Raw genomic sequence first — 13,166 nt, forward strand, 5'->3', positions numbered from 1 at the left:
GCCACCGGCCCCACCACCGCCTTCGCGCTCTCCCGCCTCGCCGACCCCGACACCCTGCACCAGACCCCCATCGGCGTCTTCCGCAGCGTCGAGCGACCCGTCTACGACACCCTCATGGCCGACCAGCTCGACACGGCCGTCGACCAGAAGGGCAAGGGCGACCTGTCCTGGCTCCTCACCGGCAACGACACGTGGACCGTCGCGGGCTGACGGTCCCCCCGGTGCCACCGCCCGGGGGAGTGCCGCAAACCTGGCTCCTGACACCGGGTGGCCGGCACTTCCCCCGGGACGGTTCCGAGTACGAGAGCGTGCTCGACGCCGACGAGCTGCGCCGCGCGAGCACGTACGTACGCCCCCCGGACCGCGAGCGGTTCCTGTTCGGCCGTTGGGCGCTGCGCCGGCTCCTCGGGGCCCATCTGGGCAGGCCGCCGCGCGAGATCGAGCTGGTCCGGGAGGCCTGCCCCGGCTGCGGCGGTCCGCACGGGCGGCCCGCCGTGTCCGGGACCCCGCTGCACTTCTCGCTCTCCTACGCGGCCGACCGGGTGCTGTTGGCCTTCGCCCGTACCCCCGTCGGCGCCGACATCGAGGCCGTGGCCGCGCCGCGGGTGGCGGCGGACATGGCCGACGGCCTGCACCCCGGCGAGCGCGCGGAGTTGACGGCCCTCGCTCCCGCCGCCCGGCCGGCCGCGTTCACGCGCTGCTGGGCGCGCAAGGAGGCGTACCTGAAGGGCACCGGCGCCGGCCTCGCCGACGGCGTCGCCCACGTCTTCCTCGGGTGCGGCCCGGACCCCGCCCGACCCCCGGGATGGGCCGTGTACGACATCGCGGCCGGCGAGGGATTCGCCGCCGCATGCGCGGTCCGCACCGGTGCACCCCAACCAACTGATCCATCAGATACAGATGTATCTGGACTGATATAAGGTCGTCGGTGTGAATGGAGTACAGCTCTTCCTGCTGGGACGCACGCTGATGAAGATCGGTGAGGAGGCCATCCCCACCGACCGACTCGGCAAGCGGCCGACGAGCACGCGGTCCGTGTTGATCGTGATGCTCGACATCTACGCCCACCCGGACACGACGGTCGGCGAGATCGCCACCCGCTCCGGTCTGCCGCAGAGCGCCGTGTCCGCCTGTGTGGCGCGGCTCCGGGAGACCGGGTCGGTGGTGACGCGGACCGACCCCCGCGACCGGCGCCGGACCCTGGTCCGGCAGAACCCCGAGGTGACCGACCGCCGCGCCGAGGTCGCCGGGGCGCGTGTCGACGACGCCCTCGCCACGGCGCTCGGAACCGACGACCCGGTGGAGGTCGCCGAGGTGGTCGCCCTCCTGGAGGCCCTGTCCCGGCGCCTGTCGCCGGAGGTACTGGCCCGGCTGTCGCCGGACCCGTCATGACGGCCTGACGGCCTGACGGTCGGACACGACGAAGCCGCCCGGGTGATCTGCACCCGGGCGGCTTCGTCGTGTCGTCTCTCGGCGGTGGGTCCTACTCGGCGACGTACGTGTACCCGCTCCACGCGAAGACCAGGAGCTCCAGCTCCTCCTCCGTGATCGTGCCGTCCGTGGGCTCGAAGTGCTCGTACCGGTTTCCCACGAGCAGCTTCACCTTGGAGTTGGTGTCCTCGACGTAGCGGACCCGCTCCTCGGGCTTGAGTTCGAGCGTCGCAGGTCCGCCGCTGAGTACCACGTTGGGGCTCTGTGTTGTCATGGCGTCGTCTCCTCTGGGGCGCGGATACGGAGGCAGTGACGTCACTGCGCGGACAGGATCAGACGTCCGGCTAAAGCCGCTCTAAACGCCCGCCGCCGCCTTCGGCGCCCCGGCGGCAGCCGCTGCGGGAGCCGCTGCGGCAGCCGCTGCGGCAGCCGCTGCGGGAGCCGCCCCGGCCGCCCCGCCCGACGCCGTTTCCTTGGTCCGGCCGCGCACCAGGAAGCAGCCCAGCACGCCCAGCAGGACCACCGCGATCGGCAGCGCCGCCGTCACGTGCAGGGTCGCGACGAAGGCGTCCGCGTACAGCTTCCCGGTGGCCAGCTCCGCCGCCAGCCGGCCCTGGAGCAGGGCGCCCACGGCGGCCGCACCGATGACCGAACCGATCTGCCGCACCGTGTTGTTGACCGCGGAAGCCGCCCCGGCGAGCCGCGGGTCGACGCCCCGCATCGCCTCGGCGGACATCGGGGCGACCACGCAGCCGATGCCGAGTCCGGTGATGACGGTGGCCGGGACGAAGGCGTACCAGGGGGTCGCGGGACCGGCGATCAGCACGATCGCGGCGATGCCCACGGCGTACAGGGTCAGACCCGCCATCAGCAGGTACTTGCCGCCGACCTTGTCCGAGAGCCGGCCCGCGAAGGGTCCCACCGCCATCGACACCAGCGAGGACGGGGCCAGCACCAGGCCTGCCTTGATCGCGCTCAGGCCGAGCACGGACTGCAGGTAGAGGTTGAAGGGGAGGACCAGTCCGATCATCGCCATCGACACCAGGGCGACCATCACCGTCAGCACGGAGAAGTTGCGGTCCTTGAAGAGCGCGAACGGAACGAGCGGCTCGCGGTCCTGACGGCCGCGCTGGTGGAAGAAGAACCCGGCGGCCAGCGCCGCACCCGCGGCCATCAGTCCCCAGATCCCGGTGCCCCAGTGGTAGTGCTCGCCCTCCTGGAGCGCGAAGGTCAGGCAGAACAGCGCGGCCGTGGCCAGCAGGACGCCGGGGACGTCGAAGGTGCGCGTGCGGCCGGTCCGTACGTCGGGCACCACCAGGAAGGTCAGCACCAGCGCCGCGATCCCGATCGGCACGTTCACCAGGAAGATCCAGCGCCATCCGACGGTGGAGACCAGCACGCCGCCCAGGGTCGGACCCGACAGCGTGGCCAGACCCGCCACCATGCCCCAGATGCCCATCGCCGTGCCGCGCCGCGCGGCCGGGAAGACCGACATGATCAACGCCATCGTCTGCGGTGTCAGCAGCGCCGCGCCGAGGCCCTGCACCCCGCGGGCCGCGATCAGCATCACCGGGCCGGTGGCCAGCCCGCAGGCGATGCTCGCGGCGGTGAACACCACCACGCCGGCGACGAACAGGTTGCGGGGCCCCCACAGGTCGCCGAGCCGGCCGGCGGTGATCAGCAGCACGGCCAGGACGAGGGCGTAGCCGCTGACCACCCACAGGGTCTGGTCCAGGGTCGCCCCCAGTGCGTCGATCATCTCGGGGATCGCGATGTTCACGATCGTCAGGTCCAGCAAGGTCATGAAGAACCCCAGTGACATGGTCACCAGTACCGCCCAGGGATTCCCGGCCCACTTCCGCATGTGTCCACTCCTCTCGCGCCGTCTGCTGGGAGCAACCGTAATGCATCTTTTTTGATGCATCAAGATGGATGGATATTTGGAATGGCCGTGAGCGGCCGAGAGCAGCCGTGAGAGGCCGTCTGGGGCGGGGCTCGGCCAGGCTGGGGTGGCGCGCGTCCCCCGGCGTCCGGCAGCCTGTGCCCCGTACCACCGGGACCACGGATAGGGGAGTGTCAGCGTGCTCACGGCACTTGAAGGCGCGTACGGGGACCGCGCGGACGCCGTCACCGTCGCGGGCCGCACCGCCTCGTACGAGGAACTGCTCGGCGCCGCCGGAGCGGTGGCCGCGGACGTCGCGGGGGCCCCGGCCTTCGCCGTCACGGCGACTGCCTCGCTGGAGACCGTGGCCGCCGTGGTCGGCGGCCTGCTGGCCGGGGTGCCCTGCGTGCCGCTGCCGCCCGACGCCGGGCCCGCCGAGCGGGAGCACATCCTGCGCGACTCGGGGGCCGCGGAGATCGCGGTCGACTTCGCGCGCCGCGCGGACGCCCCCTCCGGGAAGCCCGCCGCGTCCGAGGACCCCGCCCTGATCCTCTACACCTCCGGCACCACCGGCCCGCCCAAGGGCGTGGTGCTCGGCGGCGCCGCCATCGCCGCGGACCTCGACGCGCTCGCCGACGCCTGGCAGTGGAGCGCCGACGACACCCTCGTGCACGGGCTGCCGCTGTTCCACGTGCACGGCCTGGTCCTCGGAGTGCTCGGCGCCCTGCGCACCGGCAGTCGCCTCGTGCACACCGGGCGGCCGACGCCCGACGCCTACGCCTCGGCCGGCGGCAGTCTGTACTTCGGGGTGCCGACCGTGTGGTCCCGCATCGCCGCCGAACCGGACGCCGCCTCCGCGCTGTCCGGGGCCCGGCTGCTCGTCTCCGGCAGCGCGGCCCTGCCCGCGCCCGTCTTCCGCGACCTCGAACGGCTCACCGGCCACCGCCCCGTCGAGCGCTACGGCATGACCGAGACCCTGATCACCATCAGCGGTTGGGCGGGCGGCGAGGTCCGCCCCGGCACGGTCGGCACCCCGCTCACCGGCATCCGCACCCGCGTCGCCGCCGAACCGGGAGCCGGCATCGGGGAGCTCCAGCTGACCGGTCCCACGCTGTTCTCCGGATACCTCGGCCGGCCGGAGGCCACCGCCGCCGCGTACACCGAGGACGGCTGGTTCCGCACGGGAGACATCGCGGCCGTCGACGAGACGGACGGCGTCCACCGGATCGTGGGCCGCGCCTCCATCGACATGATCAAATCCGGGGGCTACCGGATCGGCGCGGGCGAGATCGAGAACGCCCTGCTCGACCACCCCAAGGTGCGCGAGGCCGCGGTCGTCGGCGTCCCCGACGCGGACCTCGGGCAACGGATCGTCGCGTACGTCGTCGCCGACGGGGTCACCGGCGCCGAACTCACCGACTTCGTCGCCGCGCACCTGTCGGTGCACAAGCGCCCGCGCGAGGTCCGCTTCGTCACGGCGGTGCCGCGCAACGCCATGGGCAAGCCGCAGAAGAAGCTCCTGCTGGAGGGCGGCCACGACGAGCGCGCCTGACGGAATATCCGAGGGCGGGCGGGGCCCGGCGTGAGTACGTTGACCCGCATGGATCAATCTGCCGCCGGTCCCGGAACCGACCGCCGCGCCCTCGCGGCGGCGTCCGTCACCGTCGCCCTCTGGGCCTCCGCCTTCGTCTCCATCCGGTCGGCGGCGGCGCACTACGACCCGGGAGCACTGGCCCTGGGGCGGCTCCTGACGGCGTCGATCGCCCTCGGGTTCGTCCTGCTCGTCAAGCGGGTCCCGTTCCCGCCGCGCCAGGCCTGGCCCGGCATCCTCGCCTCGGGCGTGCTCTGGTTCGGCCTCTACATGGTCGCGCTGAACTGGGGCGAACAGGGCGTGGACGCGGGTACCGCGGCCATGATCGTGAACATCGGCCCGATCGTGATCGCCCTGCTCGGCGGTTGGCTGCTCAAGGAGGGCTTCCCGCCGATGCTGATGGCGGGGATGGCCGTCTCCTTCGCCGGCGCGGTCGTCGTCGGCCTGTCCACCTCCGAGGGAGGCTCCTCCTCCCTCGCCGGTGTGCTGCTCTGCCTGCTCGCCGCGCTCACCTACGGGGCCGGGGTGGTCTCCCAGAAGCCGGCGCTGCGCCACGCGAGCCCGATCCAGGTGACCACGTACGGCTGCTTCGTCGGCACGGCGATCACGCTGCCCTTCGTCCGGCAGCTGGTCTCCCAACTGCCGGGGGCCCCGCTGTCGGCCACGCTCAACATGCTCTACCTGGGCCTGTTCCCGACCGCGCTCGCCTTCACCACCTGGACGTACGCCCTCTCCCGGACCACCGCCGGGAAGATGGGCGCGACCACCTACGCGGTGCCCGCCGTCGTGGTGCTCTTCGCCTGGATCGTCCTGGACGAGATCCCGGGCACGCTGACCCTGCTCGGCGGCGCGATCTGCCTGGCCGGGGTCGCCGTCTCCCGCAGGCGCCCGGCGGTGCGACCGGCCGACGCACCCGTCTCACGGAAGGCCTGACGGGGCGCCGGCCGGGCTCTCGGGGCCCGGCCTGACTCTCGGAGCCCGGCCGGACCCTCAGGGCCCGGCCGGTCCTCGCGGTCGGACCGGTCAGGCCACGGCGCCGCTGTCCACGGCGGCCGTGTTCCCGAAGGCCTTCACGGCCTGGTAGTAGGTCCAGGCGGTGGAGTCGCACGAGGTCTTCTTCAGCCCCGAGTACGCGGAACACACCCGCTTCAGGTCGGCGTACAGCGCGTCGTCGAGCCGCGACTTGTTCGCGCTGAACGTGCCCGCCTGCTTGTAGTTGCGGTAGCCGAAGTCGTGGCGGGCGCACGCCGTCTGGAAGGGGAAGCCGAACGGGTTGTCCGGGGAGGACGAGCAGTAGTCCGTCGACCAGTCGAACCCGTAGGCCGACCAGGAACCCTGGTTGTTGCGGGCCGAGAGCCAGGCGTTGTAGCTCGCGGAGCTGGTCTGCGTCCAGCTGCTCAGGACCTGGGGCTTGTCGGCCGGCGCCGCGGAGGCCGGGGTGGCCAGGGCGACGAGGGCGGCGGCGGAAGCGGCGATCACGGTGGCGAGTCGACGGCGCATCAAAATCCTCCGGGGACGGGGGCGCCGGGGGTTCCCGGCACCGGGCCGCCCCAGACTGGGAGGACCGGATATGGCGCGGCCCCGGCGCGCCTATACGCAACCTCCGCGCACCACGTCCGGTCACGGCGGGAGCCACACCCGCGGACCTCCCGAGAAGGCTCTTTCGAAGTAGATCTACTGACCGGTAACTGATCACATGAGCAGGTGCGTTGGGGATGCGCACGGAAGGCGAGCCCAGGGGGACGCAGCGATGCGCGAGGTCTTGTTCGGCCTGTTGGGGCCGCTCGACGTGCAGATCGACGGGGTCTCCGTCCACCTGGGCGGAGCCCGCCAGCGGACCCTGCTGGCGGTGCTGCTCCTGTCACCCGGCCGGATCGTCTCCGTGGACAGCCTCATCGACGCCGTCTGGCCCTCCGGAGCCCCCACCACCGCCCGCAACCAGATCGCCATCTGCGTCGCCCGCCTGCGCAAGGCGTTCAGGGGCGCCGCCGCGCCCACCGGACCCGGCGACAGCACCCCGCTGATCACGACCTCCCACCCCGGCTACGTCCTCAACCCGCTGGAACACCGCATCGACGCCGTCGCCTTCGACGACGCGGTCCGCCGGGCCCGCGAACTGGCCCGCGACGGCCGGAACGCCGAGGCCTGCGACGCGTACGCCGAAGCGCTCTCGCTGTGGCGCGGCCGCGCCCTGGAAGGGGTGACCGGCCCCCGCGTGGAACAGGAGGCCGCCCGCCTGGAGGAACTGCGCCTCGACGTCCACGAGGAGTACGCGGGACTGCGCCTCCAGCTCGGCCGCCACCGCACCCTCATCCCCGAACTCTCCGCGCTCGTCCGGGAGAACCCCCTGCGGGAACAGGCCCGCGCCCACCTGATGCTCGCCCAGTACCGCTCCGGGCGCCGCGCCGCCGCCCTGGAGGTGTTCCGCGAGGGCCGCGCCCTGCTCGTCGGCGAACTGGGCATCGAGCCCGGCCCCGTGCTCCAGGACCTCCACGACCTCGTACTGAGCGACTCGCCCGAACTGACCCGCCCGCCCGCCGACCCCGCCCCGGCCCCCGCCGCCCACGTCCCCGCCCAGCTGCCCGCCGCCTCCGCCTCCTTCACCGGCCGCGCCGGGGAACTGCGGGCCCTGGACCGGATGCTCGACGAACGCCTCGGCCAGTCACCGCCGACCGTGGCCGCCATCAGCGGCATCGCCGGAGTGGGCAAGACCGCCCTCGCCGTCCAGTGGGCCAACCGGATCGCCGCCCGCTTCCCCGACGGCCAGCTCTTCAGCGACCTGCGCGGCTACGACGAGACGCACGAGCCGCTGTCACCGGCCACCACCCTCGACCGCTTCCTGCGCGACCTCGGCGTCCCCGCCGCCCGGATCCCCGCCGACCCCGGCGACCGGGCCGCCCTCTTCCGCAGCGTGCTCGGCGGCAAACGCGTCCTGATCGTCCTCGACAACGTCCGCTCCTTCCGGCAGATCCGGCCGCTCCTCCCCGGCAACGGCCGCTGCTGCGTGCTCATCACGAGCCGCGACCTGATGGACGACCTGATCGGCGACTACGCCGTCCTGCGCGTCGGACTCAACGCCATGTCCGCCCCCGAGGCCACCGCACTGCTCGCCGAGGTCGCCGGAGCGGACCGGATCACCGCGGACCCCGACGCCACCGAACGCCTCGGAGAACTGTGCGACCGGCTGCCGCTCGCCCTGCGCATCGCGGGCTCCCGGCTCGCCGCCAAACCCCACTGGTCCGTACGGAGCCTGGTCACCCGGCTGGAGGACCAGCGCCGCAGACTCGACGAACTCAGCCCGGGCGAGGGCGGCGTACGCGCCGGGTTCAGGCTCAGCTACCGCGATCTGACCCCTGACGCCCGCCGGCTCTACCGGCGCCTCGGACTGCTCGGCGTGCCCGACTTCGCCGCCTGGGCCGGCGCGGCGCTCGTCGACACCGACCCGGCCCACGCCGAGGACCTCATGGAGCAGCTCGTGGACACGCAGCTCCTCGAAGTGGCCCCCTCCTCGGGCCCCGCCACCCGCTACCGCCTCCAGGACCTGCTGCGGCTCTTCGCCTGGGAACGCGCCCGCGAGGAGGAGAGCGAGGAGGAACGCACCGCCGCGGTCGAGCGGGCGTACGGAGGCTGGCTCCACCTCGCCGACAAGGCCCGCGAACGCACCTACGGCGGCGCGCACGCGCCCGCCTACGGCCGGGTGAAGCCCTACCCGCTGCCGGACAAGCTCGTCGGCGAACTCCTCGCCGACCCCATCGCGTGGTTCGAGTCCGAACGCGTCGCCCTCGGTGCCGTCATCAGCCACTGCGCGGCCAGTGACCACCTCGCCGCCTACGCCTGGGGGCTGACCCTCAACAGCACCACCCTCTTCGAGGCCCACAACTACCTGGAGGACTGGCGCACCTGCGCCGACCACGCCGTCGCCTCGGCCGCCCGCACCGGCGACACCCTGGGCGAGGCCACGATGCTGCGCTCCCTGGCCACCCTCGCGATCTACCAGCGGCACTACACGGAGGCCCAGCCCCTGCTCGGCCGCGCCCTGGCCCTCTTCGACGCGTGCGGCGAGGTCCACGGACGCGCCGTGACCCTGCGCAACCTCGCCCTGTGCGCCCGCTTCTCCGGCGACCTCGACGGGGCGACGAACGACGCCCGCGAGGCCCTGAGCGGGTTCCGGACGGCCGGGGACACCGCGGGGGAGTCCCACGCCCTGGGCGTGCTCGCGCAGATCGAACTCGAACGCGGCAACGTCGCCGACGGGATCGCGCTGTGCCGGCAGGCCATCGCCAAGAGCCGGGAGGCGGGCAGCGTCCGGGGCGAGACCCAGAACACCTACCGGCTGGCCGAGGCCCTGCTGCGACACGGCGACCCCGTCGGCGCGGAACGGGTCTGCCTCACGGTGCTGGACCTGACCCGGGAGGACGGCGACCGGCTCGGCGAGGCCCACGCCCTGCGCGGCATCGGCGAGGCCCGCTGGCGCCGGGGCGCGTACGAGAGCGCCCTCACCGTGCTGCGCCAGGCGCTGACGGTGGCCGAGGAGGTCTCCGACCGGTTCCTGAGGGCCCGCGTCGAAACGGACCTCGGCTGCGCACTCGCGGTGGGCGGCGACCCCGCCGCCGCACCCCGCCTGGAGTCGGCCCGGGCGACCTTCGGAGAACTCCACTCCACGGTGTGGCGAGACCGCCTGGCCCGACTCCTCACCACCATCACCACGACCGGCCCTGTCCGGGTCACACCGCGGACGCTGATCGAAGTACTGGAAGGCTGACGCGTTCAGCCCCGCCGGCGTTCGAGGCGCGGGGTCCGGGGCTGAGCCCCGTGCAGCGGCGGCCGGCCCGGCAGACCACCCCGGCCACCGCTAGTGCTCTGGCCGGAAAGGTTTGCCGGCTCGCGGCGTCCGGTGCGGTGCATCGCAAGGCGGAGGGCCACGCCTTGTACTGGACGTACTTGCGTGGCGCGACAACGCGGCGAGGTGCCGTGCCGGGCGTCGTGAGGCGGTGAACCTTTCCGGTCAGAGCACTAGGTCCACGGCACCTCGACGGTGTCCAACACCTCCCCGACGGCCCCGGCCACCCCGCCGACCACCTCGGTGATGACGACCGGCCCCGGCCCGGTCCACGGCACCTCGTCCGCCGCCGCCTGCCCCGCCGACCCCACCACGAGGGCCGCGACGGCGGCCGCGGAGCAGAGGACGCCGGCGAGGACGGTGCGGGTGTTTCGCATGTTCCGCATGCGGGATCTCCTAGCGCTGTGGCCACTTCGCCGCCTGACCGGCACGACGGACGCGACGCTACGCAGCAGCGCTGTCAAGCCGATGTCGCCCCTATTTCGCCAACCGGGGGGCCTGTCCCGGAGGCGGAAACAGCGATCCGACATCGGTAGGACAGCGCGGTCGGCGAAGGTGGCGCACAGAGCCCCAACGCGCCCGCCGTCGACAGGACACCATGGAACTTCAGCTGCTCGGCCCGGTCGAAGCCACCCGTGAGGGCACTCGGATCGCGCTCTCGGGAACGAAGCTGCACACCGTGCTGGCGGCCCTGCTGCTCGCCCGCGGCCGCGTCGTGCCCGACACCCGCCTCAGCCCGCTGCTGTGGGGCGGCCGGCCGCCGGCCACGATGAGCGCGCAGCTCCACACGTACGTCTCCCGGCTGCGCAAACTCCTGGAACCCGAGGTCACCCTGGAGCGCCGCGGACCCGGCTACGCCATACGGGCCGGCGACAGCCGGCTCGACATCGCGGAGTACGAGCGGTTCGACCGGCTCGGCCGCCAGGCCCTCCAGGAACACCGGTACGAGGAGGCCGGCACCCTGCTGCGCGACGCGCTGGAGCTGTGGCAGGGGCCCATGCTGGTGAACGCCACCGAGCACCTCGTGCAGGAGGAGGTCCCGCAGTGGGAGGAGGCGCGCGCCGCCACGCTGGAGAACCGGATCGAAGCCGACCTCGCCCTCGGCCACCACCAGCGGATCACCGCCGAACTCACCCGACTGGTGGCCGATTTCCCGCTCCGCGAGCGGATGCGCGCCCAGTTGATGACGGCCCTCTACCGGTGCGGGCGCCAGGCCGACGCCCTCCACGTCTTCCACGAGGGCCGCTCCGTGCTCGCCGAGGAACTGGGCGTCGAACCCGGCCACGGCCTGCGGGCCGCCCACGAGGCCCTGCTGGGCGCCAGGCTGGACCTCGCACCACACCCCGCCGCCGAGCCCGGGCGCACCCGGCCGACCGGACCCGCGCCGAACCCCGCGTCCGCTTCGACGCCCGCGATCCCGGTTTCCGCCGAGGCGCCGCCGCCCTTCATGCTGCCGCCCGACACCGGGGTCGCCTTCACCGGCCGCACCCGCGAACTGGCAGCCCTGCGCCGCCTGTTCACGGGTGGTGCCGCAGGGGAACCGCGACGCTGCCTGATCACCGGGATGGCGGGCATCGGCAAGACCGCCCTCGCCGTCCACGCCGCGCACGCCGCCCAGGAGGACTTCCCCGACGGCCGGCTCCACGCCGACCTGACCGAGCCGGACGGGGCCCCCAAGGACCCGCGCGCCGTGCTGGTCCGCTTCCTGCGCGCGCTCGGAGAGGAACCGCCCGCGGCCGCCGCGCACGACCTCGACGAGCTGGTACGGCTCTACCGCACCCGGACGGCGGGCCGCCGGATCCTGGTCCTGCTGGACAACGCCGCCGACACCGCCGGGCTCACCGCGCTCCTGCCCGCCGGCCCGCACTCCGCCGCGCTCGTCACCGGACACGTCCACCTCGCCGCCGCCACCGGGCCCCACACGCTCGCCCTCGGCCCGATGAACCGCGATGACTCCCTCGACCTGCTCACGAACACCGTGGGCACGGCCCTCACCGCCACCGAGCCGGGCTCCGTGGAACGGATCGTGGACTTCTGCGGCGGCATACCGCTCGCCCTGCGCATCGCCGGGGCCCGCCTCGCCTCCCGCCCGCACTGGTCCGCGGCCCGGCTCGCCCAGCGGTTGGCGGACGAGCGCACCCGGCTGGCGGAACTCTCCTTCGGCGAGCTGGACATGGCCGGAGCGCTCGCCGGCTGGCTGCGCCGCACCGACGCGGAGACCCGCGGACTGCTGGCCCGCCTCTCGGTGCTCGGACGGCACCCGTTCTCCGCGGCCTCAGCCGCGACGGTCCTCGGCCTGCCGATGCGGCGGGCGGAGGACCTGGTGGAGGGCCTCGTCGACGGTTCGTTCCTGGAACCGGTCCGCTCCCCGGACGCGGCGGGCGGCCCGCTGCCCGGCGACGGTTTCCGCTTCCACCCCCTGGTACTGCTCCACTTCCAGTCGCTCCCGGTCGAGCGCCCCCAGCGCGGTGTGACCCGACTCACATCGCAAATCGCGCTCCCCGCCGATGAGTTCGCCCCCTCGCGCCTGTCTTCATTGGCGTACGGACCGACGCGAGGAAAACAGGAGCCCATCCCATGCGCATCGTCATCAGCGAGTTCATCAGCCTCGACGGCGTCGTCCAGGCCCCCGGCGGTCCCGAGGAGGACACCGACGGAGGCTTCGCCCACGGCGGTTGGACCCACCCCTTCTTCGACCCGGAGGTCGTCGGCGGAGCCTTCACCGAGGCGCTGAACCAGGCCGAGGCGCTCCTCTTCGGCCGCCGCACCTGGCAGAACATGGCCGGTGCCTGGCCCGAGCGGGCCGGCGACCCCTTCGCGGACCGGATGAACGCCCTGCCCAAGCACGTGGTCTCCGACACCCTCGCCGAGGACGACCTCACCTGGAACACCGCCCTCATCCCCGCCGAGAAGGCCGTCGCCCGCATCCGGGAGCTGCGCGACACCCCCGGCGGCGACCTCCTGGTCATGGGCAGCCCCACCCTCGCCCGCACCCTCCTGGGCGAGGGCCTGGCCGACGAGCTGCGCCTGATGATCATGCCGGTGCTGCTCGGCCCCGGTAAGTCGATCTTCCCGACGGACGGCACCCTGCGCCCGCTGGACCTGGTGTCGACGGTCACCAGCGCCACGGGAGTCCAGGTCACCACCTACCGCCCCCGCCCCCAGGGCTGACCCGCCGCTCCCGGTCCGTGTGTCGCCCGTAGCGTTCACGCAGCCTCCAATGCAACGAACGGGCGACCTGTCATTGCGTTGAAATCCAACCCATCGCAACGATTTCAAGCACTTGACCTGCAGTAACGTGGACCTCATGCAACGAAGTTGTTGCCGCTATCCATGAACGCAACGTAGCTTTCGGTCATCGGAAACAACGAGCCGAAGGAACGAAACCATGCAGACGTTCGCCACCACCGCCCCCGTCTCCA

The 13,166-nt window shown here is 73.1% G+C and carries 10 protein-coding genes and 2 pseudogenes; 8 read left to right on the top strand and 4 right to left on the bottom strand.

Annotated features, from left to right (window positions below; genetic code table 11):
- The 3 genes and pseudogenes from ACFYYJ_RS41200 to ACFYYJ_RS41210 form a co-directional block, all read left to right on the top strand.
- Positions 1-210 (top strand): annotated as a pseudogene (locus ACFYYJ_RS41200) (2-oxoacid:ferredoxin oxidoreductase subunit beta); the annotation flags it as partial.
- A gap of 29 nt (positions 211-239) precedes the next feature.
- Positions 240-920, top strand: coding sequence for a 4'-phosphopantetheinyl transferase family protein (locus ACFYYJ_RS41205; RefSeq protein WP_389140098.1), 681 nt, complete (start codon positions 240-242; stop codon positions 918-920).
- Between the two features lie 49 nt (positions 921-969).
- Positions 970-1,392, top strand: coding sequence for a MarR family transcriptional regulator (locus tag ACFYYJ_RS41210; protein ID WP_385134383.1), 423 nt, complete (start codon positions 970-972; stop codon positions 1,390-1,392).
- 91 nt (positions 1,393-1,483) lie between these two features.
- On the opposite strand, the gene ACFYYJ_RS41215 is transcribed toward ACFYYJ_RS41210, so the two are convergent.
- Together ACFYYJ_RS41215 and ACFYYJ_RS41220 are read right to left on the bottom strand one after the other, a co-directional pair.
- Entirely contained in the window at positions 1,484-1,705 is a 222-nt protein-coding gene (locus tag ACFYYJ_RS41215; RefSeq protein ID WP_385133709.1) for a DUF5988 family protein, read from the bottom strand.
- Positions 1,706-1,786: 81 nt separating this feature from the next.
- The gene (locus tag ACFYYJ_RS41220) at positions 1,787-3,295 is read right to left on the bottom strand and encodes a DHA2 family efflux MFS transporter permease subunit (RefSeq protein ID WP_389140103.1); all 1,509 of its coding nucleotides are present in this window, start codon (positions 3,293-3,295) and stop codon (positions 1,787-1,789) included.
- 217 nt (positions 3,296-3,512) lie between these two features.
- Between ACFYYJ_RS41220 and ACFYYJ_RS41225 the strand changes: the two genes are divergently transcribed.
- Both ACFYYJ_RS41225 and ACFYYJ_RS41230 read left to right on the top strand, forming a co-directional pair.
- Positions 3,513-4,865, top strand: coding sequence for an AMP-binding protein (locus ACFYYJ_RS41225; protein ID WP_389140106.1), 1,353 nt, complete (start codon positions 3,513-3,515; stop codon positions 4,863-4,865).
- A gap of 48 nt (positions 4,866-4,913) precedes the next feature.
- On the top strand, positions 4,914-5,837 hold the full coding sequence (locus tag ACFYYJ_RS41230) for a DMT family transporter (protein ID WP_389140109.1): 924 nt from the start codon (positions 4,914-4,916) through the stop codon (positions 5,835-5,837).
- Positions 5,838-5,927: 90 nt separating this feature from the next.
- Here the strand turns inward: ACFYYJ_RS41230 and ACFYYJ_RS41235 are convergent, their stop codons facing one another.
- Positions 5,928-6,404 (bottom strand): phospholipase, encoded by a 477-nt coding sequence (locus tag ACFYYJ_RS41235; RefSeq protein ID WP_385133719.1) that lies wholly within the window; start codon positions 6,402-6,404, stop codon positions 5,928-5,930.
- Positions 6,405-6,654: 250 nt separating this feature from the next.
- Between ACFYYJ_RS41235 and ACFYYJ_RS41240 the strand changes: the two genes are divergently transcribed.
- Entirely contained in the window at positions 6,655-9,666 is a 3,012-nt protein-coding gene (locus ACFYYJ_RS41240; protein WP_385365793.1) for a BTAD domain-containing putative transcriptional regulator, read from the top strand.
- Positions 9,667-9,917: 251 nt separating this feature from the next.
- Here ACFYYJ_RS41240 and ACFYYJ_RS41245 read toward each other — a convergent pair whose 3' ends face one another.
- On the bottom strand, positions 9,918-10,130 hold the full coding sequence (locus tag ACFYYJ_RS41245; protein ID WP_385133725.1) for a hypothetical protein: 213 nt from the start codon (positions 10,128-10,130) through the stop codon (positions 9,918-9,920).
- A gap of 212 nt (positions 10,131-10,342) precedes the next feature.
- On the opposite strand from ACFYYJ_RS41245, the pseudogene ACFYYJ_RS41250 reads away from it, so the two are divergent.
- Positions 10,343-11,827 (top strand): annotated as a pseudogene (locus ACFYYJ_RS41250) (BTAD domain-containing putative transcriptional regulator); the annotation flags it as partial.
- Between the two features lie 494 nt (positions 11,828-12,321).
- Entirely contained in the window at positions 12,322-12,915 is a 594-nt protein-coding gene (locus ACFYYJ_RS41255) for a dihydrofolate reductase family protein (RefSeq protein WP_385133728.1), read from the top strand.
- Positions 12,916-13,166: the final 251 nt, after the last annotated feature.

Source organism: Streptomyces sp. NPDC002467, assembly GCF_042889825.1.
Lineage (GTDB): Bacteria > Actinomycetota > Actinomycetes > Streptomycetales > Streptomycetaceae > Streptomyces.